Annotated in this window: 14 protein-coding genes; 5 read left to right on the top strand and 9 right to left on the bottom strand. The window is 65.6% G+C overall.

Features of this window, described 5'->3' with window-relative positions; translation table 11 throughout:
• Positions 1-126 precede the first annotated feature (126 nt).
• On the bottom strand, positions 127-1,275 hold the full coding sequence (locus ABZ293_RS12560; protein WP_355179963.1) for a citrate synthase 2: 1,149 nt from the start codon (positions 1,273-1,275) through the stop codon (positions 127-129).
• A gap of 189 nt (positions 1,276-1,464) precedes the next feature.
• On the opposite strand from ABZ293_RS12560, the gene pdxH reads away from it, so the two are divergent.
• The 4 genes from pdxH to ABZ293_RS12540 all read left to right on the top strand — a co-directional run bounded on the left by pdxH (position 1,465) and on the right by ABZ293_RS12540 (position 5,667).
• Positions 1,465-2,205 carry a pyridoxamine 5'-phosphate oxidase gene (gene pdxH / locus ABZ293_RS12555; protein WP_355179961.1) on the top strand — a complete coding sequence of 247 codons (741 nt, stop codon included), beginning with the start codon at positions 1,465-1,467 and terminating at the stop codon, positions 2,203-2,205.
• A 312-nt stretch (positions 2,206-2,517) separates the two neighbouring features.
• Entirely contained in the window at positions 2,518-3,801 is a 1,284-nt protein-coding gene (locus ABZ293_RS12550) for an MFS transporter (RefSeq protein WP_355179959.1), read from the top strand.
• Between the two features lie 157 nt (positions 3,802-3,958).
• Positions 3,959-5,263 carry a citrate synthase gene (locus tag ABZ293_RS12545; protein ID WP_355179957.1) on the top strand — a complete coding sequence of 435 codons (1,305 nt, stop codon included), beginning with the start codon at positions 3,959-3,961 and terminating at the stop codon, positions 5,261-5,263.
• Between the two features lie 44 nt (positions 5,264-5,307).
• On the top strand, positions 5,308-5,667 hold the full coding sequence (locus ABZ293_RS12540) for an FKBP-type peptidyl-prolyl cis-trans isomerase (RefSeq protein WP_355179955.1): 360 nt from the start codon (positions 5,308-5,310) through the stop codon (positions 5,665-5,667).
• A 174-nt stretch (positions 5,668-5,841) separates the two neighbouring features.
• Here ABZ293_RS12540 and ABZ293_RS12535 read toward each other — a convergent pair whose 3' ends face one another.
• From ABZ293_RS12535 to ABZ293_RS12520, 4 genes are all read right to left on the bottom strand, one after another.
• Positions 5,842-7,014 (bottom strand): hypothetical protein, encoded by a 1,173-nt coding sequence (locus ABZ293_RS12535; RefSeq protein WP_355179954.1) that lies wholly within the window; start codon positions 7,012-7,014, stop codon positions 5,842-5,844.
• A 236-nt stretch (positions 7,015-7,250) separates the two neighbouring features.
• The gene (locus tag ABZ293_RS12530; protein ID WP_355179953.1) at positions 7,251-9,143 is read right to left on the bottom strand and encodes an ATP-binding cassette domain-containing protein; all 1,893 of its coding nucleotides are present in this window, start codon (positions 9,141-9,143) and stop codon (positions 7,251-7,253) included.
• Between the two features lie 27 nt (positions 9,144-9,170).
• A complete protein-coding gene (locus ABZ293_RS12525; RefSeq protein ID WP_355180025.1) occupies positions 9,171-10,352 on the bottom strand; it encodes a 3-oxoacyl-[acyl-carrier-protein] synthase III C-terminal domain-containing protein in 1,182 nt (393 codons plus the stop codon).
• Between the two features lie 92 nt (positions 10,353-10,444).
• Positions 10,445-11,914 carry a cytochrome b5 domain-containing protein gene (locus ABZ293_RS12520; protein ID WP_355179951.1) on the bottom strand — a complete coding sequence of 490 codons (1,470 nt, stop codon included), beginning with the start codon at positions 11,912-11,914 and terminating at the stop codon, positions 10,445-10,447.
• Positions 11,915-12,343: 429 nt separating this feature from the next.
• On the opposite strand from ABZ293_RS12520, the gene ABZ293_RS12515 reads away from it, so the two are divergent.
• The gene (locus ABZ293_RS12515; RefSeq protein WP_355179949.1) at positions 12,344-13,177 is read left to right on the top strand and encodes an LppX_LprAFG lipoprotein; all 834 of its coding nucleotides are present in this window, start codon (positions 12,344-12,346) and stop codon (positions 13,175-13,177) included.
• Between the two features lie 89 nt (positions 13,178-13,266).
• On the opposite strand, the gene ABZ293_RS12510 is transcribed toward ABZ293_RS12515, so the two are convergent.
• The 4 genes from ABZ293_RS12510 to ABZ293_RS12495 all read right to left on the bottom strand — a co-directional run bounded on the left by ABZ293_RS12510 (position 13,267) and on the right by ABZ293_RS12495 (position 18,106).
• On the bottom strand, positions 13,267-14,661 hold the full coding sequence (locus ABZ293_RS12510) for a HAMP domain-containing sensor histidine kinase (protein WP_355179947.1): 1,395 nt from the start codon (positions 14,659-14,661) through the stop codon (positions 13,267-13,269).
• Positions 14,662-14,668: 7 nt separating this feature from the next.
• Positions 14,669-15,388, bottom strand: coding sequence for a response regulator transcription factor (locus ABZ293_RS12505; protein ID WP_355179945.1), 720 nt, complete (start codon positions 15,386-15,388; stop codon positions 14,669-14,671).
• Positions 15,389-15,567: 179 nt separating this feature from the next.
• Complete coding sequence (locus tag ABZ293_RS12500; protein WP_355179943.1) at positions 15,568-15,954, bottom strand: hemophore-related protein; 387 nt, start codon at positions 15,952-15,954, stop codon at positions 15,568-15,570.
• 139 nt (positions 15,955-16,093) lie between these two features.
• Positions 16,094-18,106, bottom strand: coding sequence for an AMP-binding protein (locus ABZ293_RS12495; RefSeq protein ID WP_355179941.1), 2,013 nt, complete (start codon positions 18,104-18,106; stop codon positions 16,094-16,096).
• Positions 18,107-18,358: the final 252 nt, after the last annotated feature.

The following is an 18,358-nucleotide window of genomic DNA, read 5'->3' as shown; positions in this document are numbered from 1 at the left end:
CTATCCAGCATTCCCCGTTAGCTCTCTCTCACGACCGACCCCAGGATGCTACCGGTGCAAATAGCCGGACACCGTGGTGGGCAATAGATCCCACCACGGTGTCCGATTACCACCCGCTAGGGCGTACTACACGTGCGCGATGCTGGTCCAGCCGGCGACTTCCTGCGGCCGGCGCGGGCCGGGGCCGGTGTAGATCGCGGCCGGGCGGACCAGCTTGCCCAGCTGCTTCTGCTCGAGGATGTGGGCACACCAACCGGCGGTGCGGCCGCAGGTGAACATCGCGGGCATCATATGCGCGGGGACCTCGGCGAAGTCCAGGATGACCGCGGCCCAGAACTCGACATTGGTTTCGATGGCGCGGTCCGGGCGACGCTCGCGCAGTTCGGCCAGTGCGGCCTGCTCCAGCGCGCTGGCGACCTCGAAGCGCGGGGCACCGAGGCGCTTGGCGGTGGCCCGCAGCACGCGGGCGCGCGGATCCTCGGCCCGGTAGACCCGGTGGCCGAAGCCCATCAGCTTTTCCTTGCGGTCCAGGATGCCCTTGACCAAAGCGCGTGCGTCACCGGACTTTTCGACGGCCTCGATCATCGGCAGCACCCGCGCCGGTGCGCCGCCGTGCAGCGGGCCGGACATCGCGCCGATCGCACCGGACAGGGATGCGGCCACATCGGCACCGGTGGAGGCGATGACGCGGGCGGTGAAGGTGGAGGCGTTCATGCCGTGTTCGGCGGCGGAGACCCAGTAGGCGTCGATGGCCTCGGTGTGCCGTGGATCCGGATCGCCCTTCCAGCGGGTCATGAACCGCTCGGTCACCGTGGTGCACTCGTCGATCTTCTTCTGCGGCACTGCGGGCTGGTAGATGCCGCGCGCGGACTGCGCGACGTAGGACAGCGCCATCACCGAGGCGCGCGCCAGATTCTCCCGCGCGGTCTCGTCATCGATATCGAGCAGCGGCTGATAGCCCCAGATCGGGGCGAGCATGGCCAGTCCGGCCTGTACGTCGACGCGCACGTCACCGGTGTGCACCGGCAGCGGGAACGGTTCGGCTGGTGGTAGACCGCGACCGAATTCGCCGTCCACCAGTAGCGCCCACACGTCGCCGAAGGTCACCTGCGAGCCGACCAGGTCTTCGATATCGACGCCGCGGTAGCGCAGCGCGCCGCCGTCTTTGTCGGGTTCGGCGATATCGGTGGTGAAGGCGACCACGCCTTCCAGGCCGCTGATGAAGTCGGGGGGTACGGCGGTGTGCCCGCTGGGCACCGCGGGGCTGGTAGTCATGTTGTGACTCTCCTTGCACTTCGGTTCGCATTCCGTAGCGACTGCTTGCCGGTCGCTCGAAAAGGTCGCGAGCGCCGGCACGCCGATCGCTCGAAAAGGCCTGTTCTCGTCGATGAGGGTGTGGCTCGCCGAGCACATGCCGATCAACAAAACCTTAGCTCCTTGCTACCGCAGAGTAACGTCTGCCCCATGCGTGACCTGGACAATTCATCCATCGATCAGGAGACGACCGTGACCGATCCGACCCTGCTCCCGGCGTCCGATCTGGCCGCCATGCGAGTCGACTACGGCGGCATGCCCTTCGGCAGCGGCGAGGACACCGATCTGGACGAAACCTGGCTGGCCGGGGGCTGGGAGCCGCTGTTGCGGCATTGGATCGAACAGGCCACCGCCGTCGGCATCCCCGAGCCCAATGCCATGGTCGTCGCCACCGTCGCGCTGACGGATGCCGGTCCGCGCCCGGTTGCCAGGACGGTGCTGTGTAAAGGCCTCTCGCCGGAGGGTGTGACTTTTTACACGAATTACGACTCGGCCAAGGGCAACCAACTGGCGGGTGTTCCGTTCGCCGCCGCGACCTTCGTCTGGCCCGCGCTCGGCCGCCAGGTCCATGTGCGTGGGCCAGTCGAGCTGGTCTCGCCCGAGACCACCTCCGTCTACTGGCGTTCCCGGCCGCGCGATTCGCAGTTGAGCGCTTGGGCCTCGCGGCAGTCCCGGCCGATCGCCTCGCGCGCCGAACTCGACCGCACGCTGGCCGAGACCATCGCCCGCTTCGCCGATGTCGACGAGATCCCGGTGCCGCCGCATTGGGGCGGCTACCTGATCCGGCCCGACGAAGTGGAGTTCTGGCAAGGGCGCCGGGGTCGGCTGCACAACCGGATCCGGGTGCGCATCAGCGGTGACGCCATGATCGTCGACCGACTACAACCCTGACCAGGCCCACCGTCACCCGGCCACCACCCCCGCAACGGATCGCTGCGCGACAGCGGCCGACCCGTCGCCCGGCCGCTGCCCCTCATCGGATCGCTGCGCGACAGCGGCCGACCCGTCGCGCGGCCGCTGCCCCTCATCGGATCGCTGCGCGACAGCGGCCGACCCGTCGCCCGGCCGCCGCCCCTCATCGAATTGCTGCGCGATGCGCCCACCGTCGCCCGGCCACTACCCCTCAACGAATCGCTGCGCGATGCTGGAACAGCGGGCCCCCAACGTTGTTGGGCCGCTGACCGACTCATTACGCTGCGATCGGTGAAACTGCTCGCCGACACCACCCCGCTGCGCTATCCCGATTTCCGACGGTTGTGGACCAGCAATATCGTCACCGTGATCGGTTCGCAGCTGTCCGTGGTGGCGGTGCCGCAGCAGATCTTCCAGATCACCGGCAGCTCGGGCTATGTCGGGCTGGCCGGGCTGTTCGGCCTGATACCGCTGATCGTGTTCGGTCTGTGGGGCGGTGCGCTCGCCGACGTGATGGACCGGCGCAAGCTGATGCTCATCACCAACTGCGGCACCGGCGTGACCGCGCTGGCCTTCTGGGCTCAAGCCGCGGCCGGATTCGACAATGTGTGGATCGTGCTGGGGCTTTTCGCCGCGCAGCAGGCGCTGTTCGCGGTGAATCAGCCGACCCGCAGCGCCGCCATCCCGCGGCTGCTCCCCGTCGAACACCTGGCTGCCGCCAGCGCGCTCAGCATGACCGTGCAGCAGATCGGCGCCATTGCCGGACCGGTGCTCGCGGGTGTGCTGATCCCTGTCCTCGGGCTGTCCACCCTGTATCTGATCGACGCCATCGCGCTGCTCGCCACCGTCTGGGCGGTGTGGAAGCTGCCGGCCATCGCACCAACCGGAACCGCGCGCAAGGCCGGATTCCACACGGTTCTGGACGGTTTCGCCTATCTGGCGACGCAGCGCATCCTGCTCGCCTCCTTCATCGTCGATGTGATCGCCATGGTCTTCGGCATGCCGCGCGCGCTGTTCCCGCAGATCGCGCGCGAGACCTTCGCTGACCCGGCCACCGGCGGCGTCGCGCTCGGCCTGCTGTTCGCGTCCATGTCGGTCGGCGCGGTACTCGGCGGGGTGTTCTCCGGCTGGATCGCGCATGTGCGCCGCCAGGGCCTGGCGGTGGTGGTCTGTATCGCGCTGTGGGGTCTGGCCATGGTCGGCTTCGGGCTGGCCGTCGGACTGACCGGCCACGGCCTCGGCATCGGGCCGGGGCTGTGGATCGCGCTGGCCTGCTCGGCCTTCGGCGGTGCGGTCGATATGGTCTCGGCCGCACTGCGCGTCGCCATGTTGCAGACCGTCACCACCGATGAGATGCGCGGGCGGTTGCAGGGCGTGTTCATCGTGATCGTCGCAGGCGGCCCGCGCATCGGTGATGTTGCCCACGGTTTTGCCGCGGCCGGCCTGGGTACCGCGGTCGCCGCGGCGGGCGGCGGTGTGCTGGTGGTGATCGGTGTAGTGCTGGCGGCACTGGCATTTCCGGCATTCGTGCGATATCGGATCGCCAGGTCGTCGTCGGTGCCGGTGTCGGGTTAGCGCGATAAACCTCACGTGACGCGAGGGTGTTTGTGAGGTCGGTCGCTGGGCACCCTCGTTCTCGGGCCGTGCGAGCAGCGACTAGCGTCTACGTGAGAGCACCGCCGTGCCGACCGCACCCCGATGCCGACGGTCCTAGCCTGAGAGGGATCCTTCCGTGCCCGAAAAAGACCACATCAACGACGCCAAGCCGGTGCTGAGTTACCCCGGCGGCGAATACGCCATGACGATCGCCGAAGCCAACGAAGGCAATGACGGCATCGACCTCGGCAAAATGCTGGCCAGCACCGGGTATGTGACGTACGACCCCGGATTCATGAACACTGCGCCGACCAAGTCGGCGATCACCTACATCGACGGCGAAGCGGGCATCCTGCGCTACCGCGGCTATCCGATCGACCAGCTCGCGGAGTCCTCGAACTTCATCGAGGTCAGCTACCTGCTGATCTACGGTGAGCTGCCGACCCAGGCGCAGTTGGACGAGTTCACCGACCGGATCCGCCGCCACACCCTGCTGCACGAGGATCTCAAGCGGTTCTTCGACGGCTTCCCGCGCAACGCGCACCCGATGCCGGTGCTGTCCTCCGCGGTGAACGCGCTCTCGGCGTACTACCAGGATTCGCTGGACCCGCGCGATCCCGAACAGGTCGAGCTATCGACCATCCGACTATTGGCCAAGTTGCCCACCATTGCGGCCTACTCGTACAAGAAGTCGGTCGGCCAGCCCTTCCTCTACCCGGACAACTCGCTGAGCCTGGTGGAGAACTTCCTGCGGATGACGTTCGGCTTCCCGGCCGAACCCTACGAGGTCGATCCGGAGATCGCCGCCGCCCTCGACATGCTGCTCATCCTGCACGCCGATCACGAGCAGAACTGCTCCACCTCGACCGTGCGCCTGGTCGGCTCCTCGGACGCCAACCTGTTCACCTCCGTCTCCGGCGGTATCAACGCGCTGTGGGGCCCGCTGCACGGCGGCGCCAACCAGGCCGTGCTGGAGATGCTGGACGGCATCAAGGCCGAGGGCGGCAATGTCAAGGAATTCATCCGCAAGGTCAAGAACAAGGAAGACGGCGTGAAGCTCATGGGCTTCGGGCACCGCGTCTACCGCAACTACGACCCGCGTGCCTCGATCGCCAAGAAGCACGCCGACACCATCCTGTCCAAGCTCGGCGGCGATGACGAATTGTTCGATATCGCAAAGTCTCTCGAAGAGGCCGCGCTCACCGACGAGTACTTCATCTCGCGTCAGCTGTACCCGAACGTCGACTTCTACACCGGCGTCATCTACAAGGCCATGGGCTTCCCGACCCGCATGTTCACCGTGCTGTTCGCGATGGGCCGACTGCCGGGCTGGATCGCGCACTGGCGCGAAATGCACCGCGAGCCGTTGAAGATCGGCCGCCCGCGTCAGATCTACACCGGTTACGGTCACCGTGACTACCACGAGATCAGCGGGCGTTAGTTTTTCCGTCCAATCCACCGTCACCTATCAGAGGGGATAGCCGAATGACCAAGCCGGAGATCGAATTCCAGGAGGGCCCCGCGCCCACCGAGCTGGTGATCAAGGACCTCACCATCGGTGAGGGTAAGGAAGCGGTGCCGGGTGGCGTCGTCGAGGTGCACTACGTCGGTGTGGAATTCGACAGCGGCGAGGAGTTCGACTCTTCCTGGAAGCGCGGCGAGTCCATCAGCTTCCCGCTGCGCGGCCTGATCCAGGGCTGGCAGGACGGCATTCCGGGCATGAAGGTTGGCGGCCGCCGCCAGCTGACCATTCCGCCGGAGCTGGCCTACGGCCCGGCCGGTTCTGGCCACCACCTCTCGGGCAAGACCCTGGTCTTCGTGATCGACCTGCTGGACGCGAACTAGGCTCTGTCTAATTGCAGCGCCTGCGGCGCTGCGTGTTCGCGGCCCCCTGGTGGGGCCGCGAACGTCGCTCGTAAGATTCGCTCCGTGGTGGCTCGCTTATGTGGCCCATGTTCCAACTGACGGAGCACGGGCCACAATCCGGTTCTCGATGGTGGTCAGGCGAATCCGGACGCATCAGTTGTGCACGATCTCGACCGGGTCGGTGAGTGCGAGGGCTAGTGCTGACTGCTGGGCGCCGCTGCGCTGGGGCAGGGCTGCGACGGCCTTATCGGTTTGGGTGCTGAGGTTGCTCACGATCTGCTGGAGCTGGGTGACACCGCCGGTGAGTTGGCCGATGGCGCTGACCAATTGGGCGCCGCCCTGATCGGCGAGTTGGGGCAGGCCCTCGGCGAGTTTGGCACCCTCGGCCAATTGTGCGCTGGCACCGGTCAACCGGTCGACCACGGTGCGCAGCAGGGTGCCGAGATCGGTGCTCGGATCGACGGCGCTGCCGACCAGCTCGCCGAGACCGCTCAGCTGGGATCCGGCCTGGCCCGAAACATTGCGTAGCCCTTCGAGTTTCCCGATGATGTCGGCCACCTGCGGATCACTGGCGAAGGGGAGTGCGCGCAGCAGCGGCAGGATCTGATCGAGTCCGCCGCTGACCGTATTCGCGGTCTGTTGGACCTGTCCGATCGTGACACCGGTCGAATCCAGAGCCGAGGCAAGCTGATTCGCCTGTGCTGCCGCGCCGGAGACGGTCGAATTCAGCAGCGCGATGGCCGAAGTCAGCTGTGCCGACCCCTCCTTGGCGAAACTCAGGAAGCCGAGCAGCTGATCCGCGCCCGAGCTGAACTGATCGGCGCCCGCCGCGGCGGCATTCACCCCGGCATTGAGCAGTTGGGTGGTGAACTGCACCGAGGTCATCTGCGTGCGCGCCTGCGCGACCGCGGCGAGGGCGGCGTCGACTCCGGCCGCGCCGACCCGGTGCGTCACGGCATTCACCGCACCGTTCACCAGGTTCGCATCGGCGCCCTTATGGGTATCCACCGTGACCCTGGCCCGTTTCGGCTGTCCGCTCGCCAGCGTGCCCATGGATTCGGTCAGATCGGCGGGCAGGGTGATCACCGCCGCGTAGTCGTCGGCATTGATTTCACCGGGTTTGCCGACGGTCCACTCGTAACCGCCGCCCTCCTGCTGCAGCCCCTGTGCGATGCGGGCACCGGTCGGTCCGGTATCGGCGTTCACCAAGGCGATACCGCTCGGTGCGCTGGACGATCTTGTGCATGCGGTGATGGCACTTCCGAGCGCCCCGGCGGTGAGAACGGCAACCGCGAGCAGGGCCCAGTGGGCGCGCCTTCCGATCACAACAGCGCCTCGCTAACGCTCGGCGCCGCCGTGATCGGCGATGCTGTGTCTTTGGTTCCTTCGCTGCGCTCAGTCACAACAGCGCCTCGCTAACGCTCGGCGCCGCCGTGATCGGCGATGCTGTGTCTTCGGTTCCTTCGCTGCGCTCAGTCACAACAGCAGACCCTAGAGGTCTGCAAGGGCCTCAACGGTGGCCGAACTCTGAGAGTTCGGTAAGGGCAGCAGGAGAATTCGGGTCACGAAAGCTCGATGCTGGTGTGCTCCTCGACCGGTTTCGCATCGACCATTCGGCCGAAATCGAGCTTGACCAACTGGTCGGCGCAATCGAAGTACCGGTCGTCGTGGGTGATCACGATGACGGTCTTCCCGCGCTTTTTGAGGTCGACGAGGATCTCCCGATAGAAGACGTCGCGGAACTTGGGCTCCTGATCGGCGGCCCATTCGTCGAAGACATAAAGCTGCCGGTCCTCGAGCAGGACGGTCAACAGCGCGAGCCGTTTGCGTTGGCCTTGGGACAGATCGATGGTGGACAACCGCCCGTCCTGCACGGTCACCTTGTGCGCGATCTGCAATTCCTCGAGATAGCGGCGCACTTCACTGTCGAGCCCCGGCCGATCGAAGCCGAGGTACTCCTCGAACAGGTGGAAGTCGGTGAAGATCGCCGAGGAGTTTTGCCGGAACCACTCGATGTTCTCGTGGTCGATCGGCTCGCCATTGAGCGACAGCGTGCCCGACTGCGGCACGTACAGGCCCGTGATCAACTTGGCCAGCGTGGATTTGCCGCTGCCGTTACCACCGACGATGAAGGTGATCTGCCCGGGTTCGAAGACCAGGTCGAGCGGACCGAGCCGGAATCCGGACTCGCCGTTGCCCGTTTCCGGCGGCGGCCCGAGTGGTAGCGGCCGATTGTCGTGTCCGCTGTGGTCGACGAACCGATGGCCGTTGACGTCCGGTCGCGGCCCGCCGGGGCGTGGACCACGGCCGGGCGGATGCGCGCCACGGCCGGGTGCGCCGGGACCCGGCGGCGGTGCACCCGGACCAGGCGGCGGTGCACCGGGAGCGGGCGCACCGGGAGCGGGCGCACCCGGACCGGGCGGAAACGGCGGCGGCGGTTCCATCCGATAGCTGTAGCTCACATTCGTCAGCACCAGCCGTGCCTCGTCGACGGCGGGACGTTCCGTGAACGGCAGCTGTTCCTCGTTGTGCATGGTCCGCATGGACAGGTTCATGGCCCGGATCTTCGCCAGCGCCACATCACCGCGCAGCAGGTCCGGGATGCGGTGCATGAAGTTCTGCATCGGCATCGCCAGGAAGGTCGTCACCAGGACGTAGCCGACCATGACATCGCGCGACAGATCCAGCGGCGCCACCAGTACGAACAGAATCAGCGCCATGGTGCCCAGTTGCAGCGCCTGCCCAAATCCCTGTGCCACTGAGAATTTGGATCCGGCATCCACGTTCTGCGCGCGCAGTGTCGCGGCCGAATCGAGCAGATGCCGATCCATGAAGTCCCGGCGCCGCCCTCGATGCAGCTTCAACTCTTTGATGCCGAGCGTCACGGCCTGGTACGACCGCAGCAGCGCGTCTTCGTTCTCACGCGCCTCGCGGTAGATATTGCGCACCCGCGCGAGAATCAGCTCTACACAGGCGATCCCGAGCAGCGTGCCTGCCACCGTTACCGCGAAGAGCGGACCCGAGACCACCAGGAGGAAGACGAAGCAGCCGATGATGGTGGCCACATCGATGCAGATGCTCGGGATGGCGGTCACCGCCTGCGAGAGCGAGCGCACATCCTCGGTGAGCGTCGCCATCAGGCGATGCATGCCGAGGCGTTCCAAATGCTCGAGCGGAGCCGCGACGATCCCCGAACTCAGATCCGCGCGCAGCCGGTAGATCGCATCCTGGGCCAGGCGGATCAGCAGCACTTGCGATGCGACGCCACTGACCAGAATGACCAGGCCGGTCAGGGCGAAGTTCTGCAGGTTGACATTCGGATGCGGTTCCGGTGACACGACACCCCGGATAAGTGTCACCAGATAGGTATTGGCCGCACCGCAAATGAGGCCAGCGGCAATGACGGAAGCGATCCGCATCCAGGAGATCGAGATGAGGAATCGGACGAGTTGCATGGTTGCTGCGCTCCTGATGCCGGTGCGCTACCGGCGAATGATGTCGAAGATCATGCCTTCGAGGGTGACCCCCGGGGCGAAGGAGAACGCCACACCGGTCGAGATCGGCTTCGCCGTCTCCTGCTGAATCATTTGTTCCAGCACGAAGATCAGCGACACGCTCAGCATATTGCCGAACTTCGCCAGCACATCCCAGCTCAGCGCAGCGCGCTCCGGTGCGATTCCCAGCGAATGCACGGACTCCTCGATGATCTTGGGCCCACCCGGATGGATCGCCCACAGATCGATATCGGACTTCTGCAGACCATTGCGGCGCAGGACATCGGTGACCACGGGATCGACCCCGGAATAGATGTACCGGGGCAGATTCTCCGATAACTCGCAGGTGATGCCATTGTGATTGACGCCGAGCACGATGCCGTCCTCCGCGCCGTCGAACAGCTGGCTGAAGCTGTCCCGGATCACCACCTTGCCGGGGGCCAGCGGCTGCTGGACCCGACCCGCGCCGATGACGACCGCCCCGCACCCGTCCCCGAACAGGCTGTGGATGATCACATCGTTGACATTGTCGTCGAAGACCGCATTCACCGAGCTGAGCTCGAGGCACACCACCATGGCCTTCTTATCTGGATGCGCCCGAACATAATCCACGGCAGTGCGAATGCCGTTCATTGCGGCCGCGCACCCCATGAAGTTCACCACGACCCGACCCACCGACGGCGATAGCCCGAGCTGCTTCACCACGGCGACGTCGACGCCGGGGGCGATGAAACCGGTGCTGGTCACGAAGACGAGCAATCCGATTTCCGCCGCCGCGTCCTCGATTCCGGCGAGTGCACGCCCGGCGACATCGACGGCCAGCGGCACCGCGTGCCGGTAGTACAGGTTCATTCGGTCCCGGATCGTGCCGGGATCCCTACTGAATGGCAGGAATTCGGGATCGAGCGGATCGACGACCATGCGCCGGGTGTCGATCTTGGTCTTCTGGTAGACCCGCGAGATCCGCGCCCGCTGCTGCGGATCGGTGAACAGCTCGGCGACCCGGTCGGCGGCATCGTCCTGAGCGACATGCCGACTCGGCGCTCCGGTCGCAATGCTCTCGATCACGCCGACCGTGGTCGGCGGCGACGGTGGCAGCCCGTATTCGGCGAGGTTGTGGCCGTGCTCGTTCCCCTGGCGAGCCGCCGACGTTCCCTCATCGATGCTGATAGACACGAAATTCTCCCCGTTTCTTGTGAAAATGGTGATCGGCGCCGCCGTCGGGGGGCGGCTCGATCGGTCGATCGGTCAGCGGAATCAGTTCAGACCGTGCCGATTCCGGTGAACCCCTGTGCTGTGTAGACCGCGCATGTCTTCAGTGCCCCCGGCGCGAAGTGCTCGCGGATGAAGCCCCAGTTCCGTTCCTCGGCCTCGCGTGAGGGCGACAGCAGGTAGGTGCGGCAGAGCTTCGGGAACCGATCGGTGAAGAAGTTCTTGGCAGGCAGCCATTCGACCCCGAATTTCGCTGCCTCTTCGCGCAATACGTCCTCGGTGGCGATATTGGCGAATCCGCTGCGCTGGAATGGCAGCACGTGATGTACGCGGTGTGAACTCAGACCCGCTGCGAGAAAACAGTCGATATAACGGTTTCCGATCACCGTGAGGTCGTAGGCCTGCTCCACTTGGTTGACGGCCCAGTCCTCGGTATCGGGTGCGGGGAGTTCCTCGGTCTCCACTTCGAAATCATGACTCGCGACAACCAGGAAGGTGCTGATCCACAGCGTCACCACGAATTGCAGTGCCCAGGCCCAGAAATCGCCCGCGAGGGTGAATACCACCAACTCGCCGAGCAGTAGTGCGCGCACCCCGAACGATCCGATGAAGTGTGGCAGTGCTCCGCCCCACGTTCCGTACATGTCCTTGATGCCGACTTTTCGGGTGAGTCGGCAGACGTCGAGCAGTCGAATCGTCATGCCGGTCACTGTGTGACCGAATTTGTGCAGGGTGTGAATTGGCACACGGTATAGCCGCGGCACCCGCATCATCATGGTGAAGACGTTCTTCTTGATATCGACTTCACTCTGGGTGTGCGGGTGGTGCAGCAGTGCGTGGCCGTCCGCCGTGACGAAAGCCAGTGCCACGTAATTGAAATCGAAGGTGTTCGTGTAGATCTTGTTGAGGCCCTTTTGCGCCCGGTGGATCGCGTAGTGGCCGAATCCGGCCAGCGAACTGCGCAGCAGCACCATCGCGATCACGAAGACCGGCAACGGCATCCAACTGCGCTCGAACAGGCGCAACCCCTGGACCGCGAAGTACGCGACGGCCAGCACCGCGACCACGATGTTGAAGATCGTATCCATGCGCCGCAGGCGCGCGGCCAGCTGCGGTTCTTTCAACCGCGCCTTTACCTGGTGGAGCAGATCATTCTTATTGTCGAATCGGTACTTCGGGGTGTCCTGCCAGCTGTCGAAGCCTTCTTTGAACAAGAAATCCGGTGCGTTGTTCTTCGGATGGATGTCCTCGGGCAATGCGTCGCGGCCGAGCGCATATCGCTCGAGCATTCGTCCGATGCGTTCCGGATCGCGATGGTAGGACCCGATGATGGAGGTGATGTCGCGATTTTTCGTTCGCCCGATGAAGAACTCGCCGCCGGGATGCTTGGAGATCCAGTCGCTCAGATCGTAGGCTTTTCCGTTGTATACCCACACATTTGAGACCTGAGGGCCACCAGGAGGCGGCCCGGGCGGTCTACGGAAGTCCCGCTCCTCCGCTTCTGGTTGGCTGTTCGTCATCGCATTCCTCCGTGTCTGATCCGCGGTTCGGTGGCCGTTGTCGGCCCCGGGGTTATGGCGTGTATCGCGGACAGGCGCGGGGTCGCGTCATCCGGTGAACCGGATGTCCCGCCAAAGTCGCACGCACTGCCTGAACGTTCATGACAGCATCGTGCTTCCAGTGCCTTACATCTCACCAAACAATCCCTTAACCCGGTTACTTTCGCGTCGGATTCCCCCCGATCTCTGCGAGAAGACCGCACCAAGGGTAACGTCGTCACCCGCAGTGTGTGTGGCTCGCCTCGACTTCGCCTGCAAACGGGGTCGAGTTGGCCTGCGGGACAGGCTAATCTGGCGGGCGAAATGCTGCACTACATCGGGCGGCAGCACCAGCTGTCTCCGTCATACCAACCGGTCGTATCGACCTCGCACTCTTCTGGGGGCAGAACATTGAGTGATCTGACAGCGCGAGCACGCACCTCGCACCGAATCCGGCTTCGCCGACCGGGACTCGTGCCCGCCGTGGTCGCGGCGTCGATGTTCGCGGCACTGGTGACGGGTTGCAGCTCCAGCTCCGACTCGAAGTCCACCACTTCGTCTGCACCGCCTTCGGGTCAGCTGCCCGAAGCGGCGCAGATCGTGCAGGAGTCCGCCAGAACCACCCAGACTCTGCAGGCCGTGCACCTGAATCTGAAGGTGGACAACCTCACCAACCTCCCGGTCGAGACCGTTTCGGCGGATGTGACCAACCAGCCGCAGGGCGCCGGTCAGGCTATCGGTGAGGCGAAGGTGCGGACCAAGCCCGAGGCCGACTTCATCCAGGCCAAGTTCCTGGTCGTCGACAAGGTGATGTACGCGCAGACCGGTGGTTCCTCCGCCTACGCCAAAGTGGGTTCGGCCGAACAGATCTACGACCCGGGCGTAATCCTGGACAAGGACAAGGGTCTGGCCAACCTCATTGCCCAGGTGAAGAACCCTAAGGTGGAGGGTCGGGAAAAGCTCGATGGCACCGACACCGTGAAGGTGTCCGGCACCATCGACTCCTCGGTGATCGATCCCATCGTGCCCAAGTCGGGTGACCCGGCCGGTACGTTCCCGATCACCCTGTGGATCGCGGATGTCGCGCCGCCGTCGGGTTCGGCATCGGCGCTGCCGTCGCAGGCCGCCTCGCCCGGCACCGGCCCGAATCTGGTTCAGGCAGTGGTCAAGCGGGATCCGGGCACCATCAAGGTGACGCTGTCGGCGTGGGGTAAGCCGGTCAAGGTCACCGCGCCGCCGAAGTAGGACTTCTTACTCGGCGAACCGGCCCGGGCAGCGCAACGGCGGCAATTGTCGTCGGCCGCATCCCGGGCCGGTTCGCGTTTTCGGCTCGGTCAGGCCTCGGTACTGCGTTCCGGCAGATCGAGCACCAAACGTGCGCCGCCGAGTGGGCTGTCGTCGAAATAGGCGCGGCCGCCGTGTAATTGGGCCTGTTGGGCGACGAGGGCGAGGCCGAGTCCGGATCCGCCCTTACTGGCCTGACTGCCGCGGAAGAATCGTTCGAAGACAGCGGTGCGCTCCTCGACGGGAATGCCGCGGCCATTGTCGTCGACGGTGATCAGTATGTGGCCATTGGGGATTCGGTGCGCGGAGACCACTGCCTCGGTGGCACTGCCGTGTTTGACCGAGTTGGCCAGGGCATTGTCCACCGCCAGCCGCAGTCCGGCGGGCAGGCCGCGGGTGATCAGTTCGGCATCGGTATCAATGCGTACGCTCAGTCCCGGGAAGTGCCGCATGGCATCGTGCGCGGCTTGATCGCACAGATCGCCGACGTCGGTTGCTACATGATCGCGCTCATGTGTCAGATCGCCGGACGCCAGACGTTCCAGTGCGGCCAAGGTGGTTTCGACGCGGCCCTGGCTGCGCTGCACGTCGGCGAGGATTTCGGCGCGCTGCGCCTCGTCCAGATCGAGGGTGCGCAGCACCTCGAGATCGGTGCGCATCGCGGTGAGGGGTGTGCGCAGTTCATGTGCGGACACGGCCGCGAAATCCCTTGCGGTTTCCAGTGCGGCGGCGGTTTCGCTCTGCGCCTGATCCACCCGCTGTAGCAGGGTGTTCACCGCCTCGGCGAGTTTTTCCGCCTCCTTGACTCCGGACCCGTCGACCGGTGCCTGTGGATTGTCCGGATCGCGATATCCGCTGCGCGCGCCGACCTGTCGGGTCAGATCGACGATCGGGCGCACCGCACGGCCCGCGAGCAGCCAGCCGAGTGCGGCCGCGGTGGCGATCGCCAATCCGGCTCCGGCCAGCACCCAGCGTTGTTGCTCGGCGGTTGCCCGTGCCGCGTCGGTGGCCGGAATGCCCAGCGAGACAACCCGTCCCGCTGGCTGGTTCTCGGTGGTGGTGAGCACGCGGAACGGCGTGCCGTTCACGGTGACCGAATGCGATCCGATCGGCTGTTCGGGCAGGCGAATGGGTGTGCTCGCCACGATCGTGTTGTTATCGCGGACCGTCACCGCCATGTCATAGGTCGGACCGACCAGACCGAGCACGCCGACAGCAAGCACCGAATCGATCAGCACCAGCCGCGATGCGATGGTCAGCTGCTGATCGGTCTGGGCCAGATTATTGCGCTCGATGGCCCGTGAGGAGAGCACACCGATGATCGTGACAATGATGATCGCCCCGACCGCGGCCGCTCCGGCCACCCGGGTGCGCAGCGAGAATGTGCGCCGCCGCCGTTTTGCGGGAGTCGCTGGGCCGGAGGTCAGCTGGGGCGCCGGTGTCATGGCGCACTCACTTGGGCGCTCGCAGCACGAACCCGACGCCGCGGACGGTGTGCAGGAGCCGGGGCGTGCGCTCCACCTCCAGCTTGCGCCGCAGATATCCGACGAAGACATCCACGACATTGGTATCGGCGGCGAAGTCGTAGCCCCACACCAATTCCAGCAGCCGCTCGCGGCTCAGCACCACGCCCGCATTGCGCGCCAGGGTGGACAGCAGTTCGAATTCGCGTTTGGTGAGCTCGATTTCGCGCCCGTTCAGCAGTGCGCGGTATCCGGCGACATCGACCTCGAGCGGTCCGACCGCGATCGCGCCGGGGGTGGCCGAGGCCGGGGCGTCCGAGCGGCGGCGCAGCAAAGCCTTTATCCGCGCTACCAATTCGGCCAGCACGAACGGCTTGGTCAGATAGTCGTCGGCACCGGATTCCAGTCCGGAGATCCGGTCGTCGACGGAGGCGCGGGCGCTGAGCACACAGATCGGGACATCATTGCCGAGTGCGCGCAATGCCGTCACCACGCCCGCGCCGTCGAGCACCGGCATATTCATATCGAGCACCACCGCGTCCGGCGCCTGCTCGGTCACGCTGCGCAGCGCCTCGGCGCCATCCCTGGCGACCCGAACCTGGAAGCCGGACAGGCGCAGCCCGCGCTCGACCGATGCGAGTACGTCCTCGTCATCGTCGACGACAAGGACGGTCGGGTTCACGCTGCGTTCGATGGTCACATCGTTCATTCTGCTCCCCCAGCTCCCCGGATATTCCGGCCATACCAGCAGGTGTTCCCATGTTTTGGGGTAGGTCCCGCAGTGGGTGCCTCGGCATTGTCGGGCGTACCCGGCGAGTTACCCATGTGCTTGCCGGATCGGTCGGCCGGTCGGTATCCGGGGAGTCAGCTCGGCGTGTCGGACGGCCGTCAGTAGTTGTGGCAGGTCGCGGCCACCGTGCGGATGGTTTCCGCCAGACTGTTGGCGCGCGGATCGTTCTCCGCATCCTTCGCGGCGCCCGGGTTCTCGTTGATCATTGCCTGGAGTTCAGCGCGGCGCTGCTCGACCGGTTGGTCGAACTTGCGCTGCAGTTCGGCCTTCTGGGTCGGATTGGCGTCGAGCATCGCCGCCAGTTGCGGTGCTTTGGCGTGCAGTGCCGCATCGACCTGCGCGAAGGTGCAGTCGGAACTCAGCAGCGGCCCGGCCAGTGTCATCGGATCCGCGGCTGCGATGGCCGGGGAGAGCAACACGGCCACACTGGCGGTTGCGCCTGCGGCGAGCGCGGCGACGGCCGGGCGACTGCGGAAGAGTTTCATCTGTGCCTCCAGATCTACGGGTCTACGTCTTCGATCAGTGCTGTGGTCCAGCGCATCAGACGCTATTGCCCAGCGCTGGCACAGGTGTGAGCTATCCCTGAGGATTCCCTAAGGGGTGTAACGCCGCGGTGCCGCAAAGTTATGACGGCACAATGGGATCGCCGTTCGGGGCGACGGCTTCGGGTCCCGACTCCTGCAGACGGCTAGCCCGGATCTGCACTTCCAGTGCGGCAAGCACCGAGGGATCTTCGATGGTGGACGGCACCTCATAGGTATCGCCCGCGGTGATCTGGCGGAGGGTCTTGCGCAGGATCTTGCCCGATCTGGTCTTGGGCAGTGCGGAGACGATGACGGCGTCGTGCAGGGTGGCGATTGCGCCGACCTGCTCGCGCACCCGGGCGACCAGTTCCTCGCGGAGGCGCTCCGGATCGATTTCGACGCCGGATTTGAGCACCACGTATGCGATCGGCCGCTGGCCCTTGAGTTCATCGGGCAGCCCGATCACCGCGCATTCGGCGACCGCGGCATGTCCGGCGATGGCGGCCTCGATGCTGCCAGCGGAGAGCCGGTGCCCGGCCATATTGATCACGTCGTCGCTGCGACCGAGTACGTAGAGGTAGCCGTCCTCATCGAAGTATCCGGAGTCGCCGGTGAGGTAGTGGCCGGGAAATGCCGACATATAGGAACGCTGGAAGCGATCTTCGTCGCGCCATAGCCCGGTCAGCGTGCCGGGCGGTAGTGGTAGCCCGATGACGATATTGCCCTCGGTACCCGGCGCGACCGGATTGCCCTCGGCGTCGAGCACCCGCAGCCGGTAGCCGGGGACCGGCACCGACGCCGAACCCGCCTTGATCGGAAGCTGTTGCAGGCCGAGCAGATTCGCGCAGATCGGCCAGCCGGTCTCGGTCTGCCACCAGTGGTCGACCACGGGGCAGTCCGTCCGGTCGGCGAGCAGTACTTCGCTGGCCCACTCGTAGGTGGCCGGATCGAGGCGCTCCCCGGCGCAGAACAGCGCGCGCAGGCCGGACAGGTCGTAGCTGTGCGCCAGCTCGGCATCGGGATCGGCCTTGCGGATGGCGCGCAGCGCGGTCGGCGCGGTGAACAGCACCCGGACGTTGTGCTCTGCGACCACCCGCCAGTACGCACCCGCGTCCGGAGTGCCGACCGGCTTGCCTTCGTAGAGCAGCGTTGTCGCGCCGACCAGCAGCGGCGCGTAGACGATGTAGGAGTGGCCGACCACCCAGCCCACATCGGAGGCAGCCCACATCACCTGGCCGGGACCGACGTCATAGATATTGCGCATGGACCAGGCCAGCGCGACCGCATGTCCGCCGTTGTCGCGGACCACGCCCTTCGGCTTCCCGGTGGTGCCCGAGGTGTAGAGGATGTAGAGCGGATCGGTCGCGGCGACCGGCACCGGATCGGCGGGTGGCGCATCTCGGACAGCATCGTCCCAATCCAGCCATTGCGCCGCGACGGTCTGGGCCGAACTCGGCAGTGATTCGGTGGCCGGCTGTGGGGCGGGGAAGTGGATCGTCGGGAACTGCGGGCGCTGTTTCACGATCACGTGGCGCGCCGCGCTGGTCTCGGCGAGATCGAGCGCCCGCAGCACGATCGGCGGATAGTCGACCGCCCGGCCCGGCTCCAAGCCGCCCGAGGCAGTGACGATGAGCACAGGCTCGGCATCGTCGATGCGGGCGGCGAGTTCGGGTGCGGCGAAGCCGCCGAAGACCACCGAATGCACCGCGCCGATGCGGGCGCAGGCCAACATGGCGATCACGGCCTCGGGGATCATCGGCAGGTAGATGACGACGCGGTCACCCGCCGAGACGCCCAAACGGACCATCGCACCGGCGAATTCGGCAACCGCCGCGAGCAGTTCGGCGTAGGTGAAAACACCACTGGTGCCGGTCATAGCGGAGTCGTATATTAGTGCGGGCTGATCGGCCCGGCTCACTTCGTTCGGCGCGGCACCACCGTGCACGTGCCGGTCGAGGGCGTTGAAGGAGGTATTCAGGCGAGCGTCCGGAAACCATCTGGCCATCGCGCGAGCCGTGGTGTCGACGATCTGGGTTGGCGGGACCTCCCAGTCGATCGCCTCCGCCGCCTCGGCCCAGAACTCGGCGGGATCGACCAGCGAGGTCTGATACACCGGCCGGTACTCATTCCGCCCCGTCTCCCGACCACCACCCCCCGTGGAATCGCTGCGCGATGCAGTGCGCCCGCCCGTCTCCCGACCACCACCCCCCATGGAATCGCTGCGCGATGCAGTGCTCAAAACCGTGCTCCCTAGCCTCGCTCGATGCCCGCCTCGATAGATCAGCACGATTGTGGCAGACTTCACGCGACGCCCGGGTGGGTGCCGCGACCTTTGGTTTTGCCAATTATCGGCAGGTCAAGGCCC

The organism is Nocardia sp. NPDC005998, from assembly GCF_040614395.1.
Lineage (GTDB): Bacteria > Actinomycetota > Actinomycetes > Mycobacteriales > Mycobacteriaceae > Nocardia.
This window is presented reverse-complemented; position numbering and strand designations above follow the sequence as displayed.

Coding starts and splice junctions, on each gene's coding strand:
- ABZ293_RS12520 (WP_355179951.1), bottom strand. CDS start 11,914: ATGACGAACAGCCAACCAGAAGCGGAGGAGCGGGACTTCCGTAGACCG.
- ABZ293_RS12505 (WP_355179945.1), bottom strand. CDS start 15,388: ATGAACGATGTGACCATCGAACGCAGCGTGAACCCGACCGTCCTTGTC.
- ABZ293_RS12560 (WP_355179963.1), bottom strand. CDS start 1,275: ATGACTACCAGCCCCGCGGTGCCCAGCGGGCACACCGCCGTACCCCCC.
- ABZ293_RS12500 (WP_355179943.1), bottom strand. CDS start 15,954: ATGAAACTCTTCCGCAGTCGCCCGGCCGTCGCCGCGCTCGCCGCAGGC.
- ABZ293_RS12510 (WP_355179947.1), bottom strand. CDS start 14,661: ATGACACCGGCGCCCCAGCTGACCTCCGGCCCAGCGACTCCCGCAAAA.
- ABZ293_RS12540 (WP_355179955.1), top strand. CDS start 5,308: ATGACCAAGCCGGAGATCGAATTCCAGGAGGGCCCCGCGCCCACCGAG.
- ABZ293_RS12530 (WP_355179953.1), bottom strand. CDS start 9,143: ATGCAACTCGTCCGATTCCTCATCTCGATCTCCTGGATGCGGATCGCT.
- pdxH (WP_355179961.1), top strand. CDS start 1,465: ATGCGTGACCTGGACAATTCATCCATCGATCAGGAGACGACCGTGACC.